Consider the following 26,024-nt stretch of genomic DNA (forward strand, 5'->3'; position numbering starts at 1 on the left):
CCAGCGCGAACGTCCACCCGGCGCATGTCCAGACGTACCGATCGCCCCCTACACTCCGGGTTCATGCTGCGCGCCCTGGCTGTCGACGACGAACGCCCCTCGCTGGAGGAACTGCTCTACCTGCTGCAGGCGGACCCCCGCATCGGCAGCGCGGAGGGCGCCGGCGACGCGACCGAGGCGCTGCGCCGCATCAACCGGGCCCTGGAGTCCGGCCCGGGCGGGCCCGAGGCGATCGACGTCGTCTTCCTCGACATCCAGATGCCCGGCCTCGACGGCCTCGACCTGGCCCGGCTGCTCACCGGGTTCGCCCGGCCGCCGCTCGTCGTGTTCGTCACCGCCCACGAGGACTTCGCCGTGCAGGCCTTCGACCTCAAGGCCGTCGACTACGTCCTCAAGCCCGTCCGCAAGGAACGGCTCGCCGAGGCCGTACGGCGCGCCGCCGAGCTCCGCGGCACCGCACCCCGCATCCCCGTGAGCGAACCCGATCCCGACCACATACCCGTCGAGCTCGGCGGCGTGACCCGCTTCGTCGCCGTCGACGACATCACCCACGTCGAGGCCCAGGGCGACTACGCCCGGCTGCACACCGACAAGGGCAGCCACCTGGTCCGCATCCCGCTGTCCACCCTGGAGGAGCGCTGGCGCTCCCGCGGCTTCGTCCGCATCCACCGCCGCCACCTCGTCGCCCTGCGCCACATCGGCGAACTCCGCCTCGACGCGGGCACCGTCAGCGTCCTCGTCGGCTCCGAGGAACTCCAGGTCAGCCGGCGCCACGCGCGCGAACTGCGCGACCTGCTCATGAGGAGGACGTGACGGTGCCCCAGGACCACACCGAGCGCCGCGTCGTCGTCACCGGCCCGCCCCGCCAGTCCGGCAGGGCCTCCGGCTACTACCGCCCACGCACCGAGATCGACGAGCAGACCACCCTCGGTCACACCTACGTCCGGTCCCTGATGCGCACCCAACTGCGCGCCGGCCTCACCGTCTTCGCGATCCTCGGCCTGCTCATCGGCCCGCTCCCGCTGCTGTTCGCGGCGATGCCCGACACCCGCCGCCTGGAGTGGGCCGTCCTCGGCTTCGGCCTCTACGCCCCGCTGGTCCTGCTCGCCCGCTGGTACGTCCGCCGCGCCGAGCGCAACGAGCGCGACTTCGTACGCCTCGTCGAAGACCGATGAACGACGACCGAACTGGCGCCCGCCGATGAACTCCAACTACGCCGTCCCCGCCGTCGCCCTGGTCGTCGTCGCGACGGTCCTGGTCGGCGCCTTCGGCCTGCGCATCTCCCGCACGACCTCCGACTTCTACGTCGCCTCCCGCACCGTCGGCCCCCGCCTCAACGCCGCCGCCATCAGCGGCGAGTACCTCTCCGCCGCCTCCTTCCTGGGTATAGCGGGCCTGGTCCTGGTCCAGGGGCCCGACATGCTCTGGTACCCGGTCGGCTACACCGCCGGCTACCTGGTCCTGCTCCTCTTCGTCGCGGCCCCGCTGCGTCGCTCCGGCGCCTACACCCTCCCCGACTTCGCGGAGGCCCGCCTCGCCTCCCAGGCCGTGCGGCGGCTGGCCGGTGCCTTCGTCGTCGGTGTCGGCTGGCTGTATCTGCTGCCCCAGCTCCAGGGCGCGGGACTCACCCTGACCGTGCTGACCGGGGCGCCCGACTGGCTCGGCGGAGTGATCGTCGCCGTCGTCGTGACCGCCACCGTCGCCGCCGGCGGCATGCGCAGCATCACCTTCGTCCAGGCCTTCCAGTACTGGCTGAAGCTCACCGCGCTGCTCGTCCCCGCCCTGTTCCTGGTCCTCGCCTGGCAGAGCGACGGAGCTCCCCGCCACGCCTTCGACGAACCGGCCACCTTCCGCGAGCAGCGCGTCGTCCGCGTCGGCGACAGCATCGACCTGAAACTGGACCGGCCCCTCACCGTCACGGTCACCGGCACCGTGGACGGCCGTACGCACACCGGTACCCGCCTCGATCTCCCCGCCGGCACCCACCGCGTCGAACGCGGCACCCGGCTCACGTTCGCCGAGGGGGCGGCCGTCCCCGAGGCGCAGCGCAGCGGCGGCGGCGACCTGTCGCCCGCACAGGCCGAGAGCCGCGAGGAACGCCCGCTGTACGCCACGTACGGGCTGATCCTCGCCACGTTCCTCGGCACCATGGGCCTGCCGCACGTCGTGGTCCGCTTCTACACCAGCCCGCACGGCGTCGCGGCCCGCCGCACCACCGTCGTGGTCCTCGGCCTGGTCGGCGCCTTCTACCTCCTGCCACCCCTCTACGGCGCCCTCGGCCGCCTCTACGCACCCGAACTCACCCTCACCGGCGACACGGACGCCGCCGTCCTTCTGCTGCCCGACCGCATCATCGGGGGAGTGGGCGGCGACCTCCTGGGCGCGCTGGTGGCGGGCGGCGCCTTCGCCGCGTTCCTGTCCACGGCCTCGGGGCTCACCATGGCCGTCGCGGGCGTGCTCACCCAGGACGTCCTGCCCGCGCGCGGCGTACGGCACTTCCGGCTCGGGACCGTCCTCGCGATGGCCATGCCGCTCGCGGCGAGCGTCCTGGTCGGCGGGCTCCCGGTGGCCGACGCGGTGGGGCTCGCCTTCGCCGTGTCCGCGTCGTCGTTCTGCCCGCTGCTCGTCCTCGGCATCTGGTGGCGGCGGCTCACCCCGCCCGGCGCGGCCGCCGGCATGCTGGTCGGCGGCGGCTCGGCCCTGCTCGCCGTCGCCGCGACCATGGCGGGCTACCCGGGAAAGGGCGCGCTGCACGCCCTGCTCGCCTGGCCCGCGCTCTGGTCGGTGCCGCTGGGCTTCCTCACCATGATCCTGGTGTCCCTGGCCACCCCCGGCCGGGTGCCGCCGGCCACGGCGGCGGTCCTGGCCCGGTTCCACCTGCCCGAGGAACTGCGCACGGAGGTGACGGCATGAGCGGATTCCTGGCCGGCCTGTGCGTCGCCGTGCTCCCGGTCCTGGCCGTGGGAGTCTGGCTGGGCCGCCGCACGGCACGCCCCAAGAGCCTCGGCGGCCTGGGCACCCCCGTCGAACACGCCACCTTCGAGACCCTGCACACCGCCTCCCTCGCCGCACCCCCGCTGCGGGCCGGGCTGACGGAGGAGACGGCCCGCAAGTCCGCCCGCAAACTGCGCTCCCTGCTCGGCACGGACGCCCTCTGCCTGACCGACCGCAAGCAGGTCCTGGTCTGGGACGGCGACGGCGCCCACCACCGCAGCGAGATCATGGGGCGCCTCGCCGGACCTCTGGAGACCGGCCGCGGCGAGGCCTTCCAGCTGACCTGCGACCTCCTCGACTGCCCGGTGCGCTGGGCGGTCGTCGCCCCGCTCACCGTCGACGACCGGGTGCACGGCGCCCTCGTCGCCTGCGCGCCCCGCGAGTCCGCGGTCCTCGTCCGGGCGGCCGGCGAGGTGGCCCGCTGGGTGTCCGTACAGCTGGAGCTGGCGGATCTGGACCAGTCTCGCACCCGCCTCATCGAGGCCGAGATCAAGGCGCTGCGGGCTCAGATATCCCCGCACTTCATCTTCAACTCGCTCGCGGTGATCGCCTCGTTCGTCCGGACCGACCCCGAGCGTGCCCGCGAACTGCTCCTGGAATTCGCCGACTTCACCCGCTACTCGTTCCGCCGGCACGGCGACTTCACCACGCTCGCCGACGAACTGCACGCCATCGACCACTATCTGGCGCTCGTGCGGGCACGCTTCGGCGACCGCCTCTCCGTCACCCTCCAGATCGCCCCGGAGGTGCTGCCCGTCGCCCTGCCCTTCCTGTGTCTCCAGCCGCTCGTCGAGAACGCCGTCAAGCACGGCTTGGAGGGCAAGGCGGTGTCCTCGGGCAAGTGCCACATCCAGATCACCGCCCAGGACGCGGGTGCCGAGGCCCTGGTCGTCATCGAGGACGACGGCGCCGGCATGGACCCCGACCTGCTCGGCCGCATCCTGGCCCGCGAGGTCAGCCCCTCGGGCGGCATAGGGCTCTCCAACGTCGACGACCGGCTCCGCCAGGTCTACGGCGACGACCACGGCCTCGTCATCGAGACCGCCATGGGCGCGGGCATGAAGATCACCGTCCGGCTTCCCAAGTACCAGCCGGGCGTGCATTCGGCCGGACGGCTGACCCGGGAGTGAGTCCTCAGGTGCTCTTCGTGGTGACCACCATCCCGAGGGTGATCAGGCCCAGGACGACCCAGCCGAACCACAGCCAGCCGTTGCTGCCCAGCGCCACCGTGTAGGCCGTCACCAGGACGAGGCCGCCGACGGTGACGACTCCCATGGTCTTCGTCGCGTTCGAACCGTTCGTGGAACCGGGCATCGCAACACCCTCCTCATGGTTCTGTCCCCTCCATGGTGCCCCCGTTCTGCCTCCTGACGGTGCAGACGACGACATGAGTACCGGATTTCCAGGGTCCGTCGCTGGTCCACGAACCCGCTTCGTAGACGGACGGGTCGAAGCCGTAGTCGCGCGGCGCCACCTCCCGGGCGCATGCCGCGTCCGACGAGGTCCGCGCCTCGGCGAGCGTCACATCGGCGCCCAGTCGGGTGAACCCCAGCACCTGCTGGTCGTACCGCCCGCCGCACGGCACCAGCCGCGCCTCCCGGTTCGAACGGACGTCCAGGCAGTCCCGCTTCTGCATGGTCGCGGTGTCGGCGAACGGCGTACCGAACCTACGTCGCTCCCCGAGCGGCCCGTACAGCGGCCCGTGCGCGCCCAGCACCAGGCAGGCGGTGCGCCGCCCCGCCGCCTCGAACCCGGCGCCGCTCGGCACGACGGCGTGGCTGCGGACATCGGCGAGCCGGTCCCGCAGCTCCCGGGTCAGCTCCTCGCACCGGACCGGTCCCAGCTTCCGCGCCTCGTCCGGCGAGGCCGCCTCGGCGAACGCCACCACCTGCCCGTCGGGCGCCTGGTCCCGGCAGGTCGGGTCCAGGGAGAGCCGGGGCGTGCCGGCGAACCGGGTCCCGCCCGGCCAGTCCGCGAGCACACAGTCCCCGTCCGCGAGCGGCTTCCCCAGCCCCACGGCCTCCCCGTACGGCCGGGCCGTCCCACCGCCCGCCCGGTCGGCCAGCGCGTACCAGACGCCGCCGAGCGCGAGGACCAGCCCGAGACCGCAGGCGGCGACGGCCCGGAGGGCGGGGGAGCGCCGCCTTCGCCGTGCGCCGGGCGCGGTGACGCCGGGCGTGGCGGTGACCGGTCCGGAACCGTCCGGCCCGGCCGTGGGCGCGGGCGGGGTCTCCCAGGGGGACGGCGATCCGGGATCCGTCCTGGTCCGCTCGAACGCCTCCACGTGGGGCGTGACGAGCCCCGACAGCGCGGCCTCGGCCTCCTGGGCGGTCATCCGCAGCTCCGGATCCTTGGCGAGCAGCCCGTGCAGCACGGGTTCCAGAGCCCCGGCCCGTACCGGCGCGAGCGGCTCCTCCATGACCGCCGCGGTGAGCGCCGCCAGGTGCGACTCGCGCTCGAAGGGGCCGCGGCCCTCGACGCCGAAGTACAGCGTGCAGCCCAGGGAGAAGAGGTCGGCGGCCGGCGTCGGCGTACCGCCGGACGCACGCTCAGGCGCCAGATACCCCGCCGTGCCGACCAGCACGGACGCCCTCGTGTACCGCGTCTCACCGCCGTCCGGCTGCACGGAGATGCCGTAGTCGGTGAGCAGTACCCGCCCGTACGGTGAGCCCGCGCGGTCCGGCGCGAGCAGGATGTTGGCCGGCTTCACGTCCCGGTGCATCACACCCCGCTCGTGCCCCGCGGTCAGCGCGTCCAGCACGGCCAGACCGACGCGGGCACACTCGGCCGGGGCGAGCGGCCCGCGCCGGGTCACCAGCTCCCGCAGGTCGACGGCGCCCGCCACGTACTCCATGACGATCCACGGCAGCCCCTCGTGCTCCAGCACGTCGTGCACCGTCACCACGTGCGGGTGTCCGCGCAGCCCGGCCGCGTGCCGGGCCTCCGCCCGGGCCCGGGCGACCCGCGCCTCCCTCTCGTTTCCGGCTTCGGCCGGGTCGCGGAACACGATCTCCTTGAGCGCGACCTCGCAGGCGAGTTTCTGGTCGTGGGCGAGCCAGACGTGCCCCATGCCGCCGCTGCCGAGCCGGCGCAGCAGCAGATAACGGCCGGCGATGATCCGGCCCGCTCCCGACCTCGGTGATCCTGAGGACATCCGGTGACTCCAGGGTTCGGCGGGGGTGCGGTCCTAGACATTGGTGCTCGGGGTGGGCGGGGTGGTCGCCGGAGCGCTGGACGCGGGGGCAGTCGTCACAGGGGCAGTCGTCGCCGGAGCGCTGGACGCGGGCGTGCTGTTCGTCGGCGGCGGCGCGCTGCTCGTGACCGGTGCACCTGTGGGAGGCGAGACAGTCGCCGGGGGAGGCGAACCGGTGACCCGCGGGGGAGCCGAGCTGGTGACCTGCGGAGGTGAGCCGGTCGCCGTGGGCGGTGTGCTGCTCCTGGGCGCGGCGCTCGCCTCAGACGGCGGCGCGGAGCTGGGCGGCGCCTTCGACGGGGACTGACGGGAAGGCGTGGGCCCGGTACTCGTCGGAGGCCTGGAGCCGACAGGGGGAGCGGAGGACGCCGATGGCGCGGGTGCCGACGTACGCCGCCCCTCCGTCCCCGGCTCCGCCGCCACGCTCAGCGTCACATACGCCCCGAACCGCAGCTCGACACCCGCTCCCGGGTCGGACGCGATGACCCGCGCACGGTCCGGAGGCGGCCCCCCGCCCCTGAACGCGACCGCAAGCCCCGCATCGGCCAGCCGCCGGCTCGCCTCCCCGAACGTCGTCCCGGCGAGACGCGGCACGGCCCGCCGCTCCGTCGCGTCGAACCCGGCGTCGGCCTCACCGGTCGTGCCGACGGGCCGCTCGATGCCCCGGCCGGGGTCCTGGACGTCGACGAGGGCGATGCGCTCCAGCTTCCGGGGAGCGGGCCGTACGACCACCACCTCGGCACGGTCGTATCCCCGCCACTTCTCGTTGCCGTCCCCGAACGTGACGGATATCCGGCTCGTGTCGCCCTCGAAGGGCCGCAGCGGATTTCCGCACGAACATTTGACCGACGGGAGCCCCTGCTCGTCGACGAGAATCGCGATTCCCGCCTGGAGCAGGGCACGGAAGGGAACGGCCTTTCCCTTTTTGTAGTCGTGGTTCAGTGCGAGGGTGTCGTGACGCAGGAGAACCGGTGTGAGCCGGTCGAGATATCCCGGAATCTCGTCCGTGCGGAGGTCGAGGGCGGCCGCCCACACCCGCGCCTTACGGGCGTTCCGCGGCGCGGTGAGGAACCGCTTCAGCCGCTCGACATCACAGATCCCCGGCTGCTTCGTCCCTCCGTACAGCCCAGGCGTGTCCCCCTGCTGCAGGCCACCCGGCACGGCCCGCGACCGCACCTGCCCGTCCCGGCCGAGCCCGCTGTCCTCGGCGAAGAAGGGCGCCAGGGACGGAACTCCCGCGGCGACCGCCTTCACCTCGAACAAGGACCCGCCCGAATCGCACCCCCCGAGAGCCAGCAGAAAAGCGACCAGGACAGCGAACCTCCGCATCACCGCTCCCCCCTGCGGTTCCCCCGACGCGTTTCATGCTACTGAAGGAAAATGCTATTCAGCCGCGTTGTGGAGAAAGAGCAGAGCGAGGATGAACGGGCGCCTTGAGGCGGGGGAAAAGTCAGTTCCCGCGCGCGTGCAGCGAGCTCAAATAGGCGTTGTAAGCCTCGAGTTCCTTGTCCCCGTCGCGGTCGGCGGCCCGGTCCTCGCGCCTGGCCTGCCGCTGGTCCGAGGCGTACCACTGGAACAGCAGCGCGACCAGCACCAGCACGGACGGGATCTCGCTGAACGCCCAGGCGATGCCGCCCGCCGCGTTCTGGTCGGAGAGCGCCTCGATGCCGAGCGAGGCGGGCGGGTTCTTGAACGTCTCGACCATCGGCTCGGACGCCATCATCAGCGCGATGCCGAAGAACGCGTGGAACGGCATGCCCGCGAACAGCTCCAGCATCCGCATCAGATAGCCCGGCCGGTGCGGGCCCGGGTCCACGCCCATGATCGGCCAGAAGAACACCAGACCGACCGCGAGGAAGTGCACCATCATCCCGATGTGCCCCGCCTTGGAGCCCATCAGGGTGTCGAACAGCGGCGTGAAGTACAGCCCGTACAGGCTCGCGATGAACAGGGGGATGGTGAACGCCGGGTGCGTGACGATCCGCATGTACCGGCTGTGCAGGAACATCAGCAGCAGCTCCCGCGGTCCCTTGCGGCCTCGCCCCGCCGTCGGCAGCGCGCGCAGCGCGAGCGTGATCGGCGCACCGAGCAGGATCAGGATCGGCGACACCATGCTGATCACCATGTGCTGCACCATGTGCACGCTGAACATGACCATGCCGTAGTCGTTCAGCCGGGTGCACATCATGAGCACGATGCTCAGCACGCCGATGACGTAGGCGACCGTGCGCCCCACCGGCCACTTGTCCCCGCGCCGCACCAGCCGCGCGACACCCCACCCGTACAGCGCCAGTCCGGCCAGGCACGCGACGAGGAAGAACGGGTCCGCCGACCACTCCAGCCCTCGTCCCAGCGTGAACGGCGGCAGATCCATGGTCATGCCGTGCCCGCTGTGATCCATACCGCCGGCTCCTGTTTCGTGGGGGTGTGCAGCAATGTGTCCGCCCCAAGAGTAGAACCGCCCCCGGCCACACAGGTGACCGGGGGCGGACCAGGGGCGCGGACAACTGCGCGACAAGCCACACAGACCCCGCACCCGACGGATCAGCGCAGCCTCAGAGAACGCACTCCGCCTCTTCGTACCGATCGTCCGGCACGGTCTTCAGCGTCTCCACGGCCTCGGCCAACGGCACCATCACTATGTCGGTGCCCCGAAGGGCGGTCATCTGCCCGAACTCGCCCCGGTGCACCGCCTCCACCGCGTGCCACCCGAACCGCGTGGCCAGTACCCGGTCGTAGGCGGTCGGCGTCCCACCACGCTGCACATGCCCGAGGATCACCGGCCGGGCCTCCTTGCCGAGGCGTCCCTCCAGCTCGACCGACAGCTGACGGGCGATCCCGGCGAACCGCTCGTGCCCGTAGATGTCCTTGCCGCCCTCGTCGAACTCCATGGTCCCGGCGCGGGGCTTGGCCCCCTCCGCCGCCACCACGATCGCGAAGCGCTTGCCCGCCTCGAACCGTTCGCCGACCCGCCTGGTCAGCTCCTCTATGTCGAAGGGCCGCTCGGGTACGACGATGGCGTGCGCGCCGGCCGCCATGCCGGAGTGCAGCGCGATCCAGCCGGTGTGCCGGCCCATCACCTCCACGATCAGCACGCGCTGGTGGGACTCGGCGGTGGTCTTGAGCCGGTCGAGGGCCTCGGTCGCCACCCCCACGGCCGTGTCGAAGCCGAAGGTGACGTCCGTGACGGCGATGTCGTTGTCGATGGTCTTCGGCACGCCGACGATCGGCAGGCCGTTGTCGGACAGCAGCCGGGCAGCCTTGAGCGTGCCCTCGCCGCCGATGGGGATGATCGCGTCGAGCCCGAGTTCCTCGACGTGTCCCCTGGCCCGCTCCACGCCGTCCCGCAGGTGCTCGGGACGGACCCGGGAGGAGCCGAGGATCGTACCGCCGCGGGCGAGGATGCCACCCACCGCGTCGAGGTCGAGCTTGAGGTAGTCGCACTCCAGAAGGCCCTTCCAGCCGTCCCGGAAGCCGATGACCTCGTCGCCGTGGTCGACGACGGCGCGGTGCACGACGGACCGGATGACGGCGTTCAGGCCGGGGCAGTCGCCGCCGGACGTGAGGACACCAATGCGCATAGCCCGAAAAACCTTCTCAACGTGGGCCGGGACCGGACCACATTGTCCGGCTCGAATCCCCGCCACCCTAGCGGCAGGAGGGGGCCGGACCGAACCGTGCGTCCGCCTGCTGGACGACCCCGCTCACCTGTGCGGATGTGCCGTCAGACGGGCTGTTGACCAGCAGGTTGACGCGTCCTTTCGGTACGCTGCCGCGCAGCGCTCACGCGGGCTGCTGAGCAGCGGCGATGCGTTCGTTGCGCAGTGCCTCGTACCAGCGGTCGTCCGTGGGCGGCAGCGCGTTGACGTCGAGCGCCAGCTTCAGCAGCAGGTCCGCGATCAGCGGGTTGCGCGCCAGCACCGGGCCGTGCATGTACGTGCCGAAGACGGTGTCGTTGTACGCGCCTTCCGTGCCGTCACCCGTGCCGTTGCCGTTGCCGAAGCGCACCCGGGCGAGCGGGCGGGCGGTGGGGCCGAGGTGGGTGACGCCCTGGTGGTTCTCGAAGCCGGTCAGCGGGGGCAGGCCGAGGCGCGGGTCGATGTCGCCCAGCACGTCACCGACGCACCGGGCGCCCTCGCCGCGCACGGACACCACGTCCAGCAGACCGAGGCCGGGCTCGCGCTGCCCCAGGTCGTTGATGAACTCGTGGCCGAGGATCTGGTAGCCGGCGCACACGGAGAACACGATGGCGCCGTTCTCCACGGCCCGCTGCAGTCCGCCGTCCCGGCGCAGCCGCTCGGCCGCGAGCCGCTGCGGACGGTCCTCGCCGCCGCCGATCAGGTAGATGTCGCCGGAGGTCGGGATCGCCTGGTCGCTGCGCACGTCCAGCCGCGCCACGTCCAGGCCGCGCTGGCGGGCCCGGCGCTCCACGACCAGGACGTTGCCCTGGTCGCCGTAGGTGCTGAGCAGGTCGGGATAGACCCAGACGACCCGCAGTTGGTTGTCGCTCACAAAAGTCCCCTGACGTCTCGTCTCGTGCTCAGTTGCCGACCCGGCGGCGCAGGTCCTGGAACGCCGTGTAATTGGCGATGACCTCGATCCGGCCCGGCGGGCAGGCCTGCACGGCCTGGTCGAGGTTCTCGTAGACCTGGAAGTGCTGGTCGGCGACCTCCAGGCGCACCGCGAGGTCCAGCCGCCGGTCACCGACGACGCAGATCGGGTGGCCGGTCAGGCGCGTGTAGTCGACGTCCCACAGCCAGGAGGTGTCGGTGCCGTCGGCGGAGCGCGCGTTCACGGACAGGATGACCGGGGCGGGCGGCGGGTCGATCAGGGAGAACGTCTCCAGCCAGCCGGCCGGGTTCTTCGCGAGGAGGAGTCTGAGGTCACGGCCCTGGAACTGGACGACGTCGTACCGGCCGGCGACCGCCTGCACCTGGTACATGCGCTCCAGCGCGACCTGCGGCGGCACGCCGAACACGGCGGCGACGGCGGCCGAGGAGGCGGCGTTGGCCTTGTTGGCGCGGCCGGGCAGCTGGAGGTGGATCGGCCAGGCGGAGCCGTGCGGGTCCAGGACGTGGTCGCCGGAGAGCGCCCAGCTCGGCGTCGGACGGCGGAAGCCGCACTCGCCGCAGTACCAGTCGTCGCCCGGGCGCTGCATCACGCCACCGCACGACGGGCAGGACCAGGCGTCGTCCTTCCACATCTGACCGGCGGCGACCCAGATCACATTGGGGGAGGAGGAGGCCGCCCACACCACCAGCGGGTCGTCGCAGTTGGCCACCACCACGGCCTTGGAACCGGCGAGCCCCTCCCGCCAGTTCTCGGCGAGCATGCGGGTCTCGGCGGCGCGGTCGAGCTGGTCACGGGAGAGGTTGAGCAGGGCGATGCACTTCGGCGCGGTGTCCCGGGCGACGCCGGCGAGGTACTTCTCGTCGACCTCGATGACGCCGTACCGGGCGTCCGAGCTGCCCGCGAGGGCCGAGGTGATGCCGGCCGGCATGTTGGCGCCGAGCGCGTTGGAGACGACCGGTCCCGCGGCGCGCAGGGCCTCGGCGATGAGCCGGGTGGTCGTGGTCTTGCCGTTCGTCGCGGAGACCAGGATCACGTCCAGGTTCTGGGCGAGCCGGGCGAGGAGGTCGGGGTCGAGCTTGAGCGCCACCCGGCCGCCGATCACCGAACCGCTGCCGCGCCCCGCGGCGCGCGATGCCGCCGCGACCGCCTTGCCCGCGGTCACGGCCAGCTTGGCCCGCGGCGAGAGCGGGTCCGAGTTGCCTGCCATCAGTTCTCGATCCTCCTTGCGTACGCGCCGCGCCTTGAAGCCTGACGGCCACGTGGTGTGGACCTCAGCCTATCGAGATCCATTAGCACTCCCGAACCGCGGCACTGTGGTGAAGTCGTGTGGGAGGCGCGGAATGACAGGGACCTTACTCTTGCGGCCATGCGAAACAGCTCCATCCCCGGCGCCCACGGCCACGTGAGACCCCTCACCCTGCACGGCGACCCGCTCCTGCACGCACCCTGCGCGGAGGTCACCGATTTCGGCCCCGAACTGGCCCGGCTCGTCGAGGACTTGTTCGCGACCATGTACGCCGCCCAGGGCGTCGGACTCGCCGCCAACCAGATCGGCGAGCCGCTGCGGGTCTTCGTCTACGACTGCCCCGACGACGAGGACGTCCGGCACCTGGGCCACGTGGTCAACCCGCGCCTGGTCGAGGCGGACGGAGTGGTGATCCGGGGCCCGGAGGGCTGCCTGTCCCTACCGGGCCTGGAGGCGGCCACGGAACGCTACGACCACGCGGTGGTCGAGGGCTTCACGGTGACCGGGGACCCGGTCACCGTGCATGGAACGGGCTTCTTCGCCCGCTGCCTCCAGCACGAGTACGACCACTTGGACGGCCGTATCTACGCGGACCACCTCAAGGGCTGGCGCCATCGCAGGCTGATGCGCCAGGTGGCCAGGTCTTCTTGGGGTCGCTGAGGGTGACCTACCGTCTTTGGGGGCGCGGGGCTGTGTTCAATATGCGGCTCCGCCGCGTGGGCGGGAACAACCCCCACCGGCCGTCAGCCGAGACGCAACGGTCAGAACCCCGGACCCCCCATCCGGTCTCCCGCAGCCGCAAGCCGCCCCCACAACAGATCAGCCAGACTCCGCACCAACTCGGCCCGGGAACAAGGCCGTTCCCCCAGCCACCAGTCCCCGGCCGCATGCATCATGCCGACGATCCCGTGCCCCCACACGCGAGCGAGTTGCTGCCCACCCGGCCCGAGGTCCAGTCGCTCCTCGATGACCTGGGCCAGCTCCTCACCCATCCGTCGCAACAGCGGCGCACTGTGCTTGCCGACATCGAATCCCTGATCGCCCGGCTGGCTCCCCTCCGCCGGATGCATCAGGAACCGGTACACCTGCGGCCGCGCCTCGATCGCCGCGAGATACGTGTCCAGCGTCGCCTCGACCCGCTCCCGCCTCTCCGCCGGCGCGTCCAGGGCCGCCCGGAGCGAGTCCAGCAGCGCGTCCGTGTGCCGCTTGGCGAGGGCGGCGTATAGTCCGCCCTTGTCACCGAAGTGCCGGTAGAGGATCGGCTTGGTGATGCCGGCCTCCGCCGCGATCGCGTTCATCGAGGCATGCGGACCGTCGCGCAGCACCACTCGGTCGGCGGCTTCCAGCAGCTCACGCCGTCGGCGGTCGGCGGACCGTTGCTGGTCGGTCCGCTGCGTGGTGTCCATGTGCTCTCCCCACCCGTGCTGATTCGATGACGCCTGCGCAAACTAACACTCAAACATGCCCCGGACACCGAACGGGTGCCGACCGGTCGGTAGGAGTTGACTTCGACTACCCGCCGGTAACAGACTGGTGTTACCGCAAGTAACATGCATGTGTGCCGCTGGAGGGGACGACATGGCCGAGTTCACCATGGAGCTCAACGACGAACAGAAGGAGGTCCGGGACTGGCTGCACGGCTTCGCGGCCGATGTCATCCGCCCCGCGGCCGCCGAATGGGACGAGCGTGAGGAGACTCCCTGGCCGGTCATCCAGGAGGCCGCCAAGGTCGGCATCTACTCCCTGGACTTCTACGCCCAGCAGTACTTCGACCCCACCGGCCTCGGCATCCCCATGGCGATGGAGGAGCTGTTCTGGGGCGACGCGGGCATAGCCCTGTCCATCGTCGGCACCGGACTCGCCGCCGTCGGCGTCCTCGCCAACGGCACCGAGGAGCAGATCGGCACCTGGATCCCGCAGATGTACGGCGACGCCAATGACGTCAAGGTCGCCGCGTTCTGCTCCTCCGAGCCCGACGCCGGCTCCGACGTTGCCTCCATGCGCACCCGGGCCGTGTACGACGAGGCCAAGGACGAGTGGGTGATCAACGGCACCAAGACCTGGGCGACCAACGGCGGCATCGCCAACGTCCACGTCGTGGTCGCGGTCGTCGACCCCGAGCTCGGCTCCAAGGGGCACGCCTCCTTCATCATCCCGCCGGGCACCGAAGGCCTGTCCCAGGGGCAGAAGTTCAAGAAGCACGGCATCCGCGCCTCGCACACCGCCGAGGTCATCCTGGACAACGTGCGCGTTCCCGGCTCCTGCCTGCTCGGCGGCAAGGAGAAGCTGGACGAGCGGCTCGCCCGGGCGCGGGAGAAGGCCAAGCAGGGCGGGGAGCGCGTGAAGAACGCGGCGATGGCCACGTTCGAGGCGTCGCGCCCGGCGGTGGGGGCCATGGCGGTCGGTACGGCCCGGGCCGCCTACGAGGTCGCCCTCGACTACGCCAAGACCCGGGAGCAGTTCGGGCGGCCGATCATCGACAACCAGGGCGTGGCGTTCCAGCTCGCGGACATGCGCACCTCCATCGACGCGGCCCGGCTCCTCGTGTGGCGCGCCTCCTGGATGGCGGTCAACGGCAAGCCGTTCACGGCGGCCGAGGGCTCGATGTCCAAGCTGTTCGCGAGCGAGACGGCCAAGAAGGTCACGGCCCAGGCGATCCAGATCCTCGGCGGCAACGGCTACACGCGGGAGTACCCGGTGGAGCGGATGCACCGGGACGCGGCGATCTACACGATCTTCGAAGGCACCAGCGAGATCCAGCGCCTGGTGATCGCCCGGACGCTGTCGGGCACGCCGATCCGGTAACCGGCGTTCTCCTCCCGCGCGCACAGGGCGGCCCCCTCCTGGTCATGGAGGGGGCCGTTCACAGTCGCATCAGGATCACCGCCGCGGCGGCGGCCGTGATCGGTGCGCTCACCATCACCGGGTGCGGCTCCGGCGACACGGTCGTCGACAAAGCCCGAGGCCACGGCGTCCGCCAGGGCCGACAGCGGGCAGCAGGCCGCGAAGAAGCCCGCCGCGAAGGCGAGCGCCGCACCGGCCAAGTTCCAGTCCACCTTCGCCGACGTGACCGCCGGCCCGTCGATGTCCTCCGACGTCCGCCTGAAGCCCGGTGCGAAGGCGCTCGGCTGGGTCGTGTTCGAGGTGCCGAAGGCGTCGAAGACGGCAACGGTCCAGTTCGCGATGGACTCCGGTTTCGCCGCCTGCGGGCATCGCCGTCTCACCACGTCACGGGCAGGGCCTCGGGGTCGCGGATCAGCGCGCCCTTCCTGAACGGCACATCCTCGGCGGGGACGGCGAGCCGCAGTCCGGGCACGCCGTCGAGGAGCGCGTCGACCAGGAGTTCCGACTCCAGCCTGGCCAGCACACCGCCGGGGGCGTGGTGCGGGCCGAGGCCGAAGGAGACGTGCGGGTTCGGGTGGCGGATGAAGTCGATCGTCCCCGGACAGGGGAAGACGTCCGGGTCGCGGTTCGCGGCCCGGTACGACACGTAGATCGCGTCGCCCGCCCGGATCCGGACGCCCCCCGTCTCCACGTCCTCCAGGGCGATCCGCGACAGGCCGACCGCGTTGCGGTGCAGGATCCAGCGCAGCAGTTCGTCGACGGCCCGCGGGCGGATCTCCGGTTCGGCGCGCAGCCGCTCGCCGAGTTCGGGATGGGTCAGCAGGATGTGGAACACCTGGCCGCCGTTGGAGGTGACCGCCTCGCCGCCGATCTGGAGGAGCACCGCCAGGCCCACCGCCTCCCCCAGAGTGATCTCGCCGCGGCCCACGGCGGCGCCGAGCAGGGACGTGACGTCCTCGCCGGTGCCGCCCTCGCGCAGACCGATCAGGTCCGAGAAGTAGGCTCCCATCTCCTTCTTCGCCTTCTCGCCGGCGTCGGCGCCGTGCGAGGAGGACAGGACCAGCTGGGTCCAGGTGTGCATGCCCTGCCGGTCGGCGGCCGGGACGCCCATCAGCTCGCACACCACCGCGATGGGGAACGGGCTGAGCACGGTCTCGGTCAGGTCGGCCGGCGGGCCGTCCTGGAGCATCTCGTCGACCAGTTCCGCCAGCATGCGGCGGGACCGCTCGCGCACCCGCGCCACCCCGCGCGGCGTGAACGCCGCGGCGACGCTGCGGTGCAGCCGGGTGTGGTTCGGTGCGTCCAGGAAGCCGACCCCGCCACAGGCCGGGACGAAGTGCGGGGCCAGCCGTGTGACCTGCCGGTCCATGACGGCCTCCGGGCCGAAGCGCGGGTCCTCGGTCACCGTGCACACGTCGTCGCGGCGGGTGACCAGCCAGGCCCAGCCTTCCCCGTTGGGCAGCTTGATCCGGGTGACCGGACCCTCGTCCATCAGCTCGCGAGGGACCGGGCAGAAGTCCGCGCCGGACAGGTCGAGCGCGGGTCGGCCCCGGGCCGGGGGCGGCGTTTCGGTGATCGTCTCTTCGCTCATCTCACATCGTCTCGTCCGTGCGGTGCGAGCGGCCCGGCCTCGTAGAGCTCCAGCAACCACGATCACCCGGTGGGGCGCCGAACTCGCGCCGGACTACTCCGTATCGGGGACGCCGTGCCAGGCTCGTCCCGACACCTCGACGACGAAAGGACGCGATGACGCACCCGGCCCGGGACCTGCTGCAGACGACCACGGCGGACCTCGCTCCCAACCCGCGGTCCAACCCCCTGGTCCCCCGCATCGCCGACGGCACGGCGCCCCGCTCCACCCTCGCCGCGCTCGCCCTGGAACAGTCCTGGGTGATCCCCGCGGACCGCCGGGCCTTCGAGTACCTGGCGGAGCGCTCCCTCGTGAGGGACCCGGAGGCCGCGGCCTTCTTCAGGACACTCGCGGAGGGCGAGGCGCTGGCGGAGGAGCAGCTGTCGACGTTCGCACAGGCGTGCGGCGTGGACGAGACACGGACGGCGGAACACGAGCCGCTCCCGGGATGCCAGGCCTACCCCGCGTACGTGGCCTGGCTGGCTCTCAACGCCTCGCCGGCGGACGTCGTCCTGGCCCTGACCGCCAACTTCTCCGCGTGGGGAGGCTATTGCGCGACCATCGCCCGGGCCCTGCGCACGCATTACGGCTTCACGGACGAGGTGTGTGCCTTCTTCGACTTCTTCGCGGAGCCGTCCCCGGAGCTGGAGAGCCAGGCGACGGCGGCGGTACGGGCCGGGCTGGACGCAGGCCGGCTCGATGAGAGGAGGGCGTATCGATACGGCCGCCTACTGCAAACCTACGAGGCCATGTTCTGGAACGCGCTGAGTGAGACTCCTTAGGGCTCATGTCGCACCCCCACTGCTGTGCGCGATACAAGCCACATCGATCCGGTCGGCCAGCTTCGCCAGCTCAATGGCCAACTCGGCGACCGTGTCCTCGTCGAGCCCGGATTCCCCGGCCTCGACAAGCCGCACCCACCGGCCCCCCACCGTCCGCAACAACTTGCTGACATCGGCCGCAGTCACCTGCAAGGTCCCGCGGTCGTCGACGATCAGAGGCAGAGTCACTTCGCGGTTCACAGACGGGATCGTAGCCCCGCAACACTCACGCACCGTGCCAAACGGTCGTGATGTTGCAGAACTCCCGGATTCCGTGCCCGGACAGCTCACGCCCGTACCCGGACCGCTTCACTCCGCCGAACGGGAACGCCGGATGGGAGGCCGTCATGCCGTTGAAGTACACACCGCCCGCCTCCAGGTCCCGGACGAACCGGTCCACCTCGGCCTCGTCCCGCGTCCACACGTTCGAACTCAGTCCGAACGGCGAGTCGTTCGCGATCAGCACGGCCTCGTCCAGGTCGGCCGCCCGGTACAGCGTGGCGACGGGCCCGAACGCCTCCTCCCGGTGGATGCGCATCTCCCGGGTGATGCCGGCGAGGATGGTCGGCGTGTAGTACCAGCCGGGCCCGTCGGGCCGTTCGCCACCGCACAGCACCTCGGCACCGCTGCGCACCGCGTCGTCGACCAGCTCCTCCAGATCGCGCAGTCCCTGCTCGCTGGAGAGCGGCCCGACCTCGGTGTCCTCGGACAGGGGGTCGCCGACCGTGAGCGCCTTCATGCCCTCGGCGAAGCGCTCGGCGAAGGCGTCGTAGACGTCCGTGTGAACGATGAACCGCTTCGCGGCGATGCAGGACTGCCCGGTGTTCTGTACGCGTGCGGTCACTGCGACCTTCGCGGCCCGGTCGATGTCGGCGGAGGGCATGACGACGAACGGGTCGCTGCCGCCCAGCTCCAGCACCGTCTTCTTGACCATCTCGCCGGCGGTCGAGGCGACCGCGCGGCCCGCGGGCTCGCTGCCGGTGAGGGTGGCCGCCTTGACGCGCTCGTCGCGCAGGATCTCGTCCACCGCGGCGGAGCCGATCAGCAGGGTCTGGAAGCAGCCCTCGGTGAAGCCGGCCCGGTGGAACAGGTCCTCCAGGTAGAGGGCGGTCTGCGGGACGTTCGAGGAGTGCTTGAGCAGGCCCACGTTCCCCGCCATCAGGGCGGGCGCGGCGAAGCGGACCACCTGCCACAGCGGGAAGTTCCACGGCATGACCGCCAGCACCGGGCCCATCGGCCGGTAGCGCACCCGCACGCGCGAGGCGCCCGAGTCCTTCACGTCGGTGTCGGCGGGCTCCTCGTCGGCGAGCAGTTCCTCGGCGTGGTCGGCGTACCAGCGCATCGCCTTGGCGCACTTCGCGGCCTCGGCCCGGGCCTGCTGGATCGGCTTGCCCATCTCGGTGGTCATCACGCGGGCGATGTCCCGCTGGTCCTCGTCGAGGAGGTCGGCGGCCTTCCTCATCAGCCGGGCGCGCTCGTCGAACGTGGTCGTCCGGTACGTGCGGAACGTGGCCTCCGCGAGCTGGAGCCGGCGCTCGATCTCCTCCTCGCCCATGGCCTCGTACGTCTTGAGCGTCTCGCCGTTCGCCGGGTTCACCGTTGCGATGGGCATGGCTGACCTCCCTCGGAGCGGGCTGTAGTCCGACCTTCCCGCGTGGCGGAGGGGACCGCAACGCGGGAGCGTCTCCTCAGGGCGAGTGCTCCGCCAGGCGGTCGAGAAACGCCGCCTGAGCCTTGACGATCACCTCGCGGCCCCGGTCGAGCCCGAACCACGCCACCCGGTCCAGCTCGGGGAACTCCTGGAGCCGCCCCGATCTCGGAGGCCACTCCATCCGGAAGGTGCCGGGCGCGATCGTCGCCGGGTCGAGGTCCGCCTCGACCGCCCAGGCCGTGACGATCTTGCCGCCTGTCTGCCGGACCTCGCCCAGGGCGAGGGCCTCGCCGTCGGGCGGCGGCAGCCCCAGTTCCTCCTCGAACTCGCGGCGGGCGGCGGCCCAGGCGGACTCGTCGGGCTCGTACTCGCCCTTGGGGATGGTCCACGCCCCGGCGTCGCGCCGGGCGAAGAACGGGCCGCCCATGTGTCCGAGCAGCACTTCGAGGCCGTCGTCGGTGTGGTGGAAGAGCAGCAGGCCGGCACTGCGCTTCACGGGCTCACCTCCGGATGCGCGGCCAGCAGCGTCTCCACCGTGTCGGCGTCCTCGGGGCGCTTGTCCTCCCGGTAGCGGACCACGCGGGCGAAGCGCAGGGTGACCCCGGCCGGGTAGCGGGTGGAGCGCTGGAGGCCGTCGTAGGCGATCTCGACGACGAGTTCCGGGCGTACGGTCACGACGTAGCCGTTGTCGTCGACGGCGAGCTGCCGGAGCCGTTCGGTCTGCCAGGTCAGCATCGCGTCGGTCATGCCCTTGAAGGTCTTGCCGAGCATGGCGAGGCCGCCGTCGGCGGTGCGGGCGCCCAGGTGGAGGTTGGAGAGCTTGCCGGTGCGGCGGCCGTGTCCCCACTCGGCGGCCAGGACGACCAGGTCGAGGGTGTGGACGGGCTTGACCTTCAGCCAGGACGCGCCGCGCCGGCCCGCGCTGTAGGGGGCGTCCAGCGCCTTGGCGACGACGCCCTCGTGGCCGCGCTTCAGGGTCTCGGCGAGAAACTCCTCCGCCGTGTGCAGACCGTCCGGGCCGGACACCGTCGTGCGGCGTACCCGCATCGGCTCGGGGACCAGCCGGGCCAGCTCCGCGTGCCGCTCGGCGAACGGCAGGTCCAGCAGGTCACGGCCGTCGACGGACAGCGCGTCGAAGAAGACGGGGGAGACCGGCACCGCGCGTGCCGCCGTCGCCACGTCCGTGCGCGAGCCGACGCGACCGGCGATCTCCTGGAACGAGCGGGGGCGCCCGCCCTCGTCGAAGGAGATCACCTCGCCGTCGAGGATGAACCGCTCGCCCCGCAGTTCCAGCGCGGCGGCGGTCACTTCGGGCAGCCGGTCGGTGATGTCGTCGAGGGTGCGGGTGTAGAGCCGTACCGCGTCGCCGTCCCGGTGCACCTGGACGCGGATGCCGTCCAGCTTCTCCTCGACCGCGCAGGCGCCGAGCTTGTCCACCGCCTCGGCGACCGAGGAGGCACTGTGCGCCAGCATCGGCCAGACCGGGCGGCCCACGGTGAGACGGAAGCGGTCCAGGGCGGCCGGGCCGTCCGCGAGCAGCGCCTCGGCCACCGTCTGGAGGGAGCCCGCGAGCATCACGGCCCGCCGTACGTCCGCCGGAGGCGCCCCGGTCGCCTGGGCCAGTCCCTCGACCGCGACGGCGTCCAGCGCGCCCTGCCGTACCTCGCCGGTGAGCAGCCCGATCAGGAACCGCTGCTCCTCCTCGGTTGCCGCGCCCATCAACTCCCCGACCAGCCGGGCCCGTTCCGCCTGGGAGCCGGGCCCGGAGACCTTGGCGAGCTCCGACAGCCGGGCGTCCACCTCCCGCACGGTCAGTCCCGGCTCGGCGGCGGGGGCGACCGGGCGGCTCAGCACCTTCCAGCCGACGCCGATCCGGCCCTGCGGCAGCCGGCCCGCCAGATACGGGATGACGATCGGCACGTCGTCCGCCTCCGCGCCCCGGAAGAGCTCCGCGAGCAGGGCCGTCTTCCGGGACCGCGCCGAGGTGGCGGCGACCTCCTGGGACACTCGGGCCAGCCGGTGCAGCAGCATGCAGCCATGGTGCACCGGAGGCGGCGCCTCTACACCCGGACGGCCCGGCGCGGTGACTTTCGAGGAGAGCCTTCAGACGGCGTCCAGGTCCGCCATCAGCAGATCCCCGACGATCGCCGACGCCGCCCGGTACCCGCCGCTCGCCGCGTGCACGACCTGCTCGGCGAAGCCGATCGCGTTGCCCGCGGCCCACACGCCCGGCACGGTCGTCAGACCGTTCCCGTCCACCACCGGGTACGCGCCGAACGGCGTCTCGTGCAGTTCGGCGCCGAGCCGCTCCAGCAGGCCGGTCTGCGGGACGGGCCGCGGTCCGACGAAGAGCACCGAGCGGGCGTGTGCCGTGCCGTCGGCGAGCCGGACACCGGTGAGCCGGTCCTCCTCGACCACCAGGCCCGCGACCTCGCCGGGCACCACGTCCACCCCGGCCGCGGCGAGCCGGCGCAGGTCCTGGTCGGACAGCTCCTCCTCGGCGACCGTGTGCAGGAAGAACCGCACGTCCTTCGACCACTGGGACACGATCAGCGCCTGGTGCACGCTCGCCGGGCTCGACGCCAGCACCCCGAAGGGCTGGTCGCGCACCTCCCAGCCGTGGCAGAACGGGCAGTGCAGCACGTCCCGGCCGAACCGCTCGGCGACCCCGGGGACCGCCGGCAGCTCGTCCTTCAGCCCGGTCGCGATCACCAGCCGCCGGGCCCGCACGGTCCGCCCGCCGGCCAGTACCACGGCGAAGTCCTCGCCCTTCTCCACCTCCACCACCCGGTCCCGCACGAGCTCCACCCCGTACCGCGCGATCTCCTCCCGGCCGACGGCGAGGAACTCGGCGGGCGGCATGCCGTCCCGCGACAGATAGCCCTGCATGTGCGCGGCCGGCGCGTTGCGCGGCTCGCCCGCGTCGACGACCAGCGTCCGGTGCCGGGCCCGGCCCAGCACCAGCGCCGCGGACAGGCCCGCCGTACCACCGCCGACGACTACGACTGCGTACCTCTCGGTCATGGTGACCACCTCCACCGCCGAGCGTCGCCCCGGTGCCACGGGATTGACAAACATGTTTGCCGAACCTGCAATACGACCATGACTACGGACGAGGTACTCGCGGGCGTCGGACCCCGGCTGCGGCAGATGCGGAAGGAGCGGGAGGTGACCCTGGCGGCGCTTTCCGAGACCACCGGCATCTCCGTCAGCACCCTGTCCCGCCTGGAGTCCGGTCTGCGCAAACCCAGCCTTGAGCTGCTGCTGCCGATCGCCCGGGCGCACCAGGTGGCCCTGGACGAGCTGGTCGGAACCCCGTCGGCCGGTGACCCGCGGGTGCGGTCGAAGCCGATCGAGATGTTCGGGCGCACCCACTGGCCGCTCACCCGCCAGCCCGGCGGCCTCCAGGCCTACAAGGTGCTGGAACCCCAGCGCAGGCAGGAACCGGAACCGCGCACGCACGAGGGCTACGAGTGGTTGTACGTGCTGTCCGGCAGGTTGCGCCTGGTGCTGGGCGAGCACGACGTGGTGCTGACGGCGGGGGAGGCCGCGGAGTTCGACACCCGGGTGCCGCACTGGTTCGGGTCGACGGGGGAGGGGCCCGTGGAGTTCCTCAGCCTGTTCGGGCCGCAGGGGGAGCGGATGCATGTGCGGGCGCGGCCGAAGCGGTCGTGACGCACGAGACACCCGCCCACGGGACTCTTCTCCCGGAGGCTGTTCCCTGATCGGCAAGCGACCGCTTAGTATGCGAACGACCCCGGTCAGACGAAGCAGTCCCCCGTGGAGGCCCCGCATGCAGGCATGGCAAGTGCACGAGAACGGCGAGCCGGGTGAGGTGATGCGCCTGGCGGACGTGGCGCCGCCGGCGCCCGGCGACGGCCAGGTCCTGCTGAAGGTGCGCGCCGCGAACATCAACTTCCCCGACGCCCTGCTCTGCCGCGGCCAGTACCAGGTCAGGCCGCCGCTGCCGTTCACCCCGGGGGTGGAGATCTGCGGCGAGACGCAGGACGGCCGCCGGGTGATCGCCAACCCGGTCCTGCCGTACGGCGGCTTCGCCGAGTACGCCGTCGCGGACTCCGCCGCCCTGCTGCCCGCGCCGGACGCCCTGGACGACGCGGAGGCCGCGGCCCTGCACATCGGCTACCAGACCGGCTGGTTCGGTCTGCACCGCCGGGCCGGCCTGGAGGCCGGCGAGACCCTGCTCGTCCACGCTGCCGCAGGAGGGGTCGGCAGCGCGGCCGTGCAGCTCGGGAAGGCCGCCGGCGCCACCGTCATCGGTGTCGTCGGCGGCTCCCACAAGGCGGCCGTCGCCCGCGAGCTCGGCTGCGACGTCGTGATCGACCGGCGCTCCGAGGACGTCGTCGCCGCCGTCAAGGAGGCCACCGGCGGCCGGGGCGCCGACGTGATCTACGACCCGGTCGGCGGCGAGGCCTACGCCCAGTCCGCCAAGGTCGTCGCCTTCGAGGGGCGCATCGTGGTCGTCGGCTTCGCCGGCGGCACGATCCCCAGCCCGGCGCTGAACCACGCCCTGGTGAAGAACTACTCGATCGTCGGCCTGCACTGGGGCCTGTACAACACCAAGAACCCGAAGCTGGTCCAGCACTGCCACGAGCAGCTCACCGAGCTGGCCGCCCGGGGTGCGATCAAGCCGCTGGTGAGCGAACGGGTGCCGCTCGGCGGGGCCGCCGCCGCCGTGCAGAAGGTCGCGGACGGCCTCACCACCGGCCGGATCGCCGTCGTCGTGGAGGAGGCAGCAGCATGAGCAGCGCTGAGGAACTGCGCCGTCTTACCCGGGAGTTGCTGGCCGCGCACCCGCCGGCCTCGACCGACCGCCTGGACTTCCTCCGGGCCCGCTTCGACGCCGGACTGGCCTGGGTGCACTACCCGGAGGGCCTCGGCGGACTCGGCGCTCCGCGGTCCCTCCAGGCCGTCGTGGACGCCGAGTTGGAGGCGGCCGGGGCGCCCGACAACGACCCGCGGCGCATCGGCATCGGCCTCGGGATGGCCGCGCCGACCATCCTGGGCTACGGCACCGAGGAGCAGAAGCGGCGGTACCTGAGGCCCCTGTGGACGGGGGAGGAGGTCTGGTGCCAGCTGTTCAGCGAGCCGGGTGCCGGGTCCGACCTCGCCGCCCTGGGTACCCGGGCCGTCCGTGAAGATGGGGGCCCCTCCCGCTCGAGCGAAGCCGAGAGTGGGGGAGACTGGGTGGTCAACGGGCAGAAGGTCTGGACGTCCAGCGCCCACGTGGCGCGCTGGGCGATCCTCATCGCCCGCACCGACCCGGACGTGCCCAAGCACCGGGGCATCACGTACTTCATCTGCGACATGACCGACCCGGGCGTCGAGGTGCGGCCGCTGCGGCAGATCACCGGCGAGGCCGAGTTCAACGAGGTGTTCCTCACCGACGTCCGCATCCCGGACTCCCGCCGCCTCGGCGAGGTCGGTGACGGCTGGCGGGTCGCGCAGACCACCCTGAACAACGAGCGCGTCGCCATCGGAGGCATGCGGCTGCCCCGCGAGGGCGGCATGATCGGCCCGGTCTCGAAGACCTGGCGCGAGCGCCCGGAGCTGCGCACCCACGACCTGCACCAGCGCCTGCTGAAGCTCTGGGTCGAGGCCGAGGTCGCCCGGCTCACCGGCGAGCGGCTGCGCCAGCAGCTCGTGGCCGGCCAGCCCGGCCCCGAGGGCGCCGGCATGAAGCTCGCCTTCGCCCGCCTCAACCAGGAGATCAGCGGCCTGGAGGTGGAACTCCTCGGTGCGGACGGCCTGTTGTACGACGACTGGACCATGCGCCGCCCGGAGCTGGTCGACTTCACCGGCCGCGAGGCCGGCTACCGCTACCTGCGCTCCAAGGGCAACAGCATCGAGGGCGGGACCAGCGAGGTGCTGCTGAACATCGTCGCCGAGCGCGTCCTCGGTCTGCCCGCCGAACCGCGTACCGACAAGGACGTCGCCTGGAAGGACCTCGCCCGATGACCGACCTGTTGTACTCGGAAGAGGAGGAGGCGCTGCGCGCCGCCGTCCGCGACCTGCTCGCCGACCACTGCGACGCCCCGGGCGTCATCGCCCGCATCGAGTCGGACGCCCCGCACAACCGGGCGCTGTGGAAGGCACTCACCGACGGCATGGGCCTCGCGGGCCTGCTGGTGCCGGAGGAACTGGACGGCCAGGGCGCCACGCACCGGGAAGCCGCCGTGGTGCTGGAGGAGTTGGGGCGTGCGGTCGCGCCCGTCCCGTACCTCACGAGCGCGGTCGTCGCCACCGAGGCGCTGCTGGCCTGCGGGACCGGCGACCTGCTCACCGAGCTCGCCTCCGGGACGTCGATCGGATCCCTCGCGGTCGCCCTCGACGTCGCACCGGGCGCCGCCTACAAGGTCGTCCGGCACGAGAACGGCCTGCTGCACGGCGAACTGACCGGCATCGCGGACGCGGCCGTCGCCGACGTGCTGCTCGTGCCCGCCGACGACGGCGGCCTGTACGCGGTCGACGCCGCCGCCGCGACCGTCACACCCCAGATCTCCCTGGACCTGACCCGGCCGTTGGCGACCGTCACCCTCGACGGAGCTCCGGGCCGCCTGCTGGGCGACGCCGAACCCGCCGTACGCCGGGCCCTGCGCGCCGGAGCCGGGCTGCTCGCCTCCGAACAGCTCGGCCTGGCCGACTGGACGCTGACGGAGACCGTCCGCTACCTCAAGGACCGCAAGCAGTTCAACCGGCCCGTCGGCGGCTTCCAGGCGCTCAAGCACCGGCTGGCCCAGCTGTGGCTGGAGGTCGCCAATCTCCGGGCCGCCGCCCGCAACGCCGCCGACGCCCTGTCGACCGGCCGGGACACCGACGTGGCCGTCACCGTCGCCCAGGCCTACGCGGCGCCGGTGGCCGTCCACGCGGCCGAGGAGGCACTGCAACTGCACGGCGGCATCGGCATGACGTGGGAGCACCCGGCACACCTGTACCTGAAGCGCGCGAAGGCCGACTCGATCGCGTACGGCACGGCCGGCGCCCACCGGGAGGCACTCGCCGGACTGGTCGACCTCCAGGCCCCCTGACGTACACCTGGCCGACACTGGCCAACG

26 protein-coding genes are annotated in these 26,024 nt (G+C 72.1%); 11 read left to right on the plus strand and 15 right to left on the minus strand.

Annotated features, from left to right (window positions below; translation table 11 throughout):
* Positions 1–63: 63 nt before the first annotated feature.
* Genes SCNRRL3882_RS34995 through SCNRRL3882_RS35010 form a run of 4 tightly spaced genes read left to right on the plus strand, consistent with a single transcriptional unit; the run spans position 64 to position 4,124 of the window.
* Positions 64–813 carry a LytR/AlgR family response regulator transcription factor gene (locus SCNRRL3882_RS34995; RefSeq protein WP_010041051.1) on the plus strand — a complete coding sequence of 250 codons (750 nt, stop codon included), beginning with the start codon at positions 64–66 and terminating at the stop codon, positions 811–813.
* Between the two features lie 2 nt (positions 814–815).
* Entirely contained in the window at positions 816–1,175 is a 360-nt protein-coding gene (locus tag SCNRRL3882_RS35000; protein WP_029181255.1) for a hypothetical protein, read from the plus strand.
* Positions 1,176–1,200: 25 nt separating this feature from the next.
* Positions 1,201–2,913, plus strand: coding sequence for a cation acetate symporter (locus SCNRRL3882_RS35005; RefSeq protein ID WP_010041047.1), 1,713 nt, complete (start codon positions 1,201–1,203; stop codon positions 2,911–2,913).
* Positions 2,910–4,124, plus strand: a complete 1,215-nt coding sequence (locus SCNRRL3882_RS35010; protein ID WP_010041045.1) for a sensor histidine kinase — start codon at positions 2,910–2,912, stop codon at positions 4,122–4,124. Before SCNRRL3882_RS35005 ends, SCNRRL3882_RS35010 begins: the two co-directional genes overlap by 4 nt.
* 4 nt (positions 4,125–4,128) lie before the next feature.
* Here SCNRRL3882_RS35010 and SCNRRL3882_RS35015 read toward each other — a convergent pair whose 3' ends face one another.
* The 7 genes from SCNRRL3882_RS35015 to SCNRRL3882_RS35045 all read right to left on the minus strand — a co-directional run bounded on the left by SCNRRL3882_RS35015 (position 4,129) and on the right by SCNRRL3882_RS35045 (position 11,966).
* A complete protein-coding gene (locus tag SCNRRL3882_RS35015) occupies positions 4,129–4,308 on the minus strand; it encodes a hypothetical protein (protein ID WP_010041043.1) in 180 nt (59 codons plus the stop codon).
* A gap of 13 nt (positions 4,309–4,321) precedes the next feature.
* Positions 4,322–6,148 (minus strand): serine/threonine-protein kinase, encoded by a 1,827-nt coding sequence (locus tag SCNRRL3882_RS35020; RefSeq protein WP_010041042.1) that lies wholly within the window; start codon positions 6,146–6,148, stop codon positions 4,322–4,324.
* Between the two features lie 33 nt (positions 6,149–6,181).
* Positions 6,182–7,516: a DUF6777 domain-containing protein gene (locus tag SCNRRL3882_RS35025; protein WP_010041040.1), complete on the minus strand. Its 1,335-nt coding sequence runs from the start codon at positions 7,514–7,516 to the stop codon at positions 6,182–6,184.
* Between the two features lie 121 nt (positions 7,517–7,637).
* Positions 7,638–8,588, minus strand: coding sequence for a cytochrome c oxidase assembly protein (locus tag SCNRRL3882_RS35030; protein ID WP_010041037.1), 951 nt, complete (start codon positions 8,586–8,588; stop codon positions 7,638–7,640).
* Positions 8,589–8,742: 154 nt separating this feature from the next.
* Positions 8,743–9,768, minus strand: coding sequence for a 6-phosphofructokinase (locus tag SCNRRL3882_RS35035; protein ID WP_010041036.1), 1,026 nt, complete (start codon positions 9,766–9,768; stop codon positions 8,743–8,745).
* Positions 9,769–9,970: 202 nt separating this feature from the next.
* Entirely contained in the window at positions 9,971–10,699 is a 729-nt protein-coding gene (locus tag SCNRRL3882_RS35040; protein WP_010041035.1) for a type 1 glutamine amidotransferase, read from the minus strand.
* 28 nt (positions 10,700–10,727) lie between these two features.
* Positions 10,728–11,966: a MurT ligase domain-containing protein gene (locus tag SCNRRL3882_RS35045; RefSeq protein ID WP_010041034.1), complete on the minus strand. Its 1,239-nt coding sequence runs from the start codon at positions 11,964–11,966 to the stop codon at positions 10,728–10,730.
* Positions 11,967–12,125: 159 nt separating this feature from the next.
* Between SCNRRL3882_RS35045 and def the strand changes: the two genes are divergently transcribed.
* Entirely contained in the window at positions 12,126–12,665 is a 540-nt protein-coding gene (gene def, locus SCNRRL3882_RS35050; RefSeq protein WP_010041032.1) for a peptide deformylase, read from the plus strand.
* A 101-nt stretch (positions 12,666–12,766) separates the two neighbouring features.
* Here def and SCNRRL3882_RS35055 read toward each other — a convergent pair whose 3' ends face one another.
* Complete coding sequence (locus SCNRRL3882_RS35055; RefSeq protein WP_010041030.1) at positions 12,767–13,411, minus strand: TetR family transcriptional regulator; 645 nt, start codon at positions 13,409–13,411, stop codon at positions 12,767–12,769.
* A 172-nt stretch (positions 13,412–13,583) separates the two neighbouring features.
* Between SCNRRL3882_RS35055 and SCNRRL3882_RS35060 the strand changes: the two genes are divergently transcribed.
* Positions 13,584–14,810, plus strand: coding sequence for an acyl-CoA dehydrogenase family protein (locus SCNRRL3882_RS35060; protein WP_010041027.1), 1,227 nt, complete (start codon positions 13,584–13,586; stop codon positions 14,808–14,810).
* On the opposite strand, the gene SCNRRL3882_RS35065 is transcribed toward SCNRRL3882_RS35060, so the two are convergent.
* Both SCNRRL3882_RS35065 and SCNRRL3882_RS35070 read right to left on the minus strand, forming a co-directional pair.
* A complete protein-coding gene (locus SCNRRL3882_RS35065; protein WP_158688415.1) occupies positions 14,732–15,229 on the minus strand; it encodes a hypothetical protein in 498 nt (165 codons plus the stop codon). The two genes, SCNRRL3882_RS35060 and SCNRRL3882_RS35065, sit on opposite strands and share 79 nt — an antisense overlap.
* Positions 15,226–16,440: a cytochrome P450 gene (locus SCNRRL3882_RS35070; RefSeq protein ID WP_010041024.1), complete on the minus strand. Its 1,215-nt coding sequence runs from the start codon at positions 16,438–16,440 to the stop codon at positions 15,226–15,228. Before SCNRRL3882_RS35070 ends, SCNRRL3882_RS35065 begins: the two co-directional genes overlap by 4 nt.
* Positions 16,441–16,595: 155 nt before the next feature.
* Here SCNRRL3882_RS35070 and SCNRRL3882_RS35075 point away from each other — a divergent pair, with 155 nt between their 5' ends.
* Entirely contained in the window at positions 16,596–17,261 is a 666-nt protein-coding gene (locus SCNRRL3882_RS35075) for a transcriptional regulator (RefSeq protein ID WP_010041021.1), read from the plus strand.
* Positions 17,262–17,264: 3 nt separating this feature from the next.
* On the opposite strand, the gene SCNRRL3882_RS35080 is transcribed toward SCNRRL3882_RS35075, so the two are convergent.
* From SCNRRL3882_RS35080 to SCNRRL3882_RS35100, 5 genes are all read right to left on the minus strand, one after another.
* The gene (locus SCNRRL3882_RS35080) at positions 17,265–17,501 is read right to left on the minus strand and encodes a DUF6213 family protein (protein WP_029181253.1); all 237 of its coding nucleotides are present in this window, start codon (positions 17,499–17,501) and stop codon (positions 17,265–17,267) included.
* A 25-nt stretch (positions 17,502–17,526) separates the two neighbouring features.
* Entirely contained in the window at positions 17,527–18,912 is a 1,386-nt protein-coding gene (locus tag SCNRRL3882_RS35085; RefSeq protein ID WP_010041019.1) for an NADP-dependent succinic semialdehyde dehydrogenase, read from the minus strand.
* 76 nt (positions 18,913–18,988) lie between these two features.
* Positions 18,989–19,447 carry an NUDIX domain-containing protein gene (locus SCNRRL3882_RS35090; protein ID WP_010041018.1) on the minus strand — a complete coding sequence of 153 codons (459 nt, stop codon included), beginning with the start codon at positions 19,445–19,447 and terminating at the stop codon, positions 18,989–18,991.
* On the minus strand, positions 19,444–20,982 hold the full coding sequence (locus tag SCNRRL3882_RS35095; RefSeq protein WP_010041016.1) for an ATP-dependent DNA ligase: 1,539 nt from the start codon (positions 20,980–20,982) through the stop codon (positions 19,444–19,446). Before SCNRRL3882_RS35095 ends, SCNRRL3882_RS35090 begins: the two co-directional genes overlap by 4 nt.
* Before the next feature lie 72 nt (positions 20,983–21,054).
* Positions 21,055–21,975: an NAD(P)/FAD-dependent oxidoreductase gene (locus SCNRRL3882_RS35100; RefSeq protein WP_010041014.1), complete on the minus strand. Its 921-nt coding sequence runs from the start codon at positions 21,973–21,975 to the stop codon at positions 21,055–21,057.
* Positions 21,976–22,053: 78 nt separating this feature from the next.
* Here SCNRRL3882_RS35100 and SCNRRL3882_RS35105 point away from each other — a divergent pair, with 78 nt between their 5' ends.
* The 4 genes from SCNRRL3882_RS35105 to SCNRRL3882_RS35120 all read left to right on the plus strand — a co-directional run bounded on the left by SCNRRL3882_RS35105 (position 22,054) and on the right by SCNRRL3882_RS35120 (position 25,997).
* Entirely contained in the window at positions 22,054–22,626 is a 573-nt protein-coding gene (locus tag SCNRRL3882_RS35105; protein ID WP_010041010.1) for a helix-turn-helix domain-containing protein, read from the plus strand.
* A gap of 118 nt (positions 22,627–22,744) precedes the next feature.
* On the plus strand, positions 22,745–23,713 hold the full coding sequence (locus tag SCNRRL3882_RS35110; RefSeq protein WP_029181251.1) for an NADPH:quinone oxidoreductase family protein: 969 nt from the start codon (positions 22,745–22,747) through the stop codon (positions 23,711–23,713).
* On the plus strand, positions 23,710–24,927 hold the full coding sequence (locus SCNRRL3882_RS35115) for an acyl-CoA dehydrogenase family protein (RefSeq protein WP_010041002.1): 1,218 nt from the start codon (positions 23,710–23,712) through the stop codon (positions 24,925–24,927). The genes SCNRRL3882_RS35110 and SCNRRL3882_RS35115 overlap by 4 nt, the downstream gene beginning before the upstream one ends.
* A complete protein-coding gene (locus tag SCNRRL3882_RS35120) occupies positions 24,924–25,997 on the plus strand; it encodes an acyl-CoA dehydrogenase family protein (RefSeq protein WP_010041000.1) in 1,074 nt (357 codons plus the stop codon). Before SCNRRL3882_RS35115 ends, SCNRRL3882_RS35120 begins: the two co-directional genes overlap by 4 nt.
* Positions 25,998–26,024: the final 27 nt, after the last annotated feature.

Origin of the sequence: Streptomyces chartreusis NRRL 3882 (assembly GCF_900236475.1) — a bacterium.
GTDB classification, from domain to species: Bacteria; Actinomycetota; Actinomycetes; order Streptomycetales; family Streptomycetaceae; genus Streptomyces; species Streptomyces chartreusis_D.

What these genes read in the sequence shown, in the direction of transcription:
- SCNRRL3882_RS34995 (WP_010041051.1), top strand. Translation starts at nt 64, where the DNA reads ATGCTGCGCGCCCTGGCTGTCGACGACGAACGCCCCTCGCTGGAGGAA.
- SCNRRL3882_RS35005 (WP_010041047.1), top strand. Translation starts at nt 1,201, where the DNA reads ATGAACTCCAACTACGCCGTCCCCGCCGTCGCCCTGGTCGTCGTCGCG.
- SCNRRL3882_RS35010 (WP_010041045.1), top strand. Translation starts at nt 2,910, where the DNA reads ATGAGCGGATTCCTGGCCGGCCTGTGCGTCGCCGTGCTCCCGGTCCTG.
- SCNRRL3882_RS35015 (WP_010041043.1), bottom strand. Translation starts at nt 4,308, where the DNA reads ATGCCCGGTTCCACGAACGGTTCGAACGCGACGAAGACCATGGGAGTC.
- SCNRRL3882_RS35020 (WP_010041042.1), bottom strand. Translation starts at nt 6,148, where the DNA reads ATGTCCTCAGGATCACCGAGGTCGGGAGCGGGCCGGATCATCGCCGGC.
- SCNRRL3882_RS35025 (WP_010041040.1), bottom strand. Translation starts at nt 7,516, where the DNA reads ATGCGGAGGTTCGCTGTCCTGGTCGCTTTTCTGCTGGCTCTCGGGGGG.
- SCNRRL3882_RS35030 (WP_010041037.1), bottom strand. Translation starts at nt 8,588, where the DNA reads ATGGATCACAGCGGGCACGGCATGACCATGGATCTGCCGCCGTTCACG.
- SCNRRL3882_RS35035 (WP_010041036.1), bottom strand. Translation starts at nt 9,768, where the DNA reads ATGCGCATTGGTGTCCTCACGTCCGGCGGCGACTGCCCCGGCCTGAAC.
- SCNRRL3882_RS35045 (WP_010041034.1), bottom strand. Translation starts at nt 11,966, where the DNA reads ATGGCAGGCAACTCGGACCCGCTCTCGCCGCGGGCCAAGCTGGCCGTG.
- def (WP_010041032.1), top strand. Translation starts at nt 12,126, where the DNA reads ATGCGAAACAGCTCCATCCCCGGCGCCCACGGCCACGTGAGACCCCTC.
- SCNRRL3882_RS35055 (WP_010041030.1), bottom strand. Translation starts at nt 13,411, where the DNA reads ATGGACACCACGCAGCGGACCGACCAGCAACGGTCCGCCGACCGCCGA.
- SCNRRL3882_RS35060 (WP_010041027.1), top strand. Translation starts at nt 13,584, where the DNA reads ATGGCCGAGTTCACCATGGAGCTCAACGACGAACAGAAGGAGGTCCGG.
- SCNRRL3882_RS35070 (WP_010041024.1), bottom strand. Translation starts at nt 16,440, where the DNA reads ATGAGCGAAGAGACGATCACCGAAACGCCGCCCCCGGCCCGGGGCCGA.
- SCNRRL3882_RS35075 (WP_010041021.1), top strand. Translation starts at nt 16,596, where the DNA reads ATGACGCACCCGGCCCGGGACCTGCTGCAGACGACCACGGCGGACCTC.
- SCNRRL3882_RS35085 (WP_010041019.1), bottom strand. Translation starts at nt 18,912, where the DNA reads ATGCCCATCGCAACGGTGAACCCGGCGAACGGCGAGACGCTCAAGACG.
- SCNRRL3882_RS35095 (WP_010041016.1), bottom strand. Translation starts at nt 20,982, where the DNA reads ATGCTGCTGCACCGGCTGGCCCGAGTGTCCCAGGAGGTCGCCGCCACC.
- SCNRRL3882_RS35100 (WP_010041014.1), bottom strand. Translation starts at nt 21,975, where the DNA reads ATGACCGAGAGGTACGCAGTCGTAGTCGTCGGCGGTGGTACGGCGGGC.
- SCNRRL3882_RS35105 (WP_010041010.1), top strand. Translation starts at nt 22,054, where the DNA reads ATGACTACGGACGAGGTACTCGCGGGCGTCGGACCCCGGCTGCGGCAG.
- SCNRRL3882_RS35110 (WP_029181251.1), top strand. Translation starts at nt 22,745, where the DNA reads ATGCAGGCATGGCAAGTGCACGAGAACGGCGAGCCGGGTGAGGTGATG.
- SCNRRL3882_RS35115 (WP_010041002.1), top strand. Translation starts at nt 23,710, where the DNA reads ATGAGCAGCGCTGAGGAACTGCGCCGTCTTACCCGGGAGTTGCTGGCC.
- SCNRRL3882_RS35120 (WP_010041000.1), top strand. Translation starts at nt 24,924, where the DNA reads ATGACCGACCTGTTGTACTCGGAAGAGGAGGAGGCGCTGCGCGCCGCC.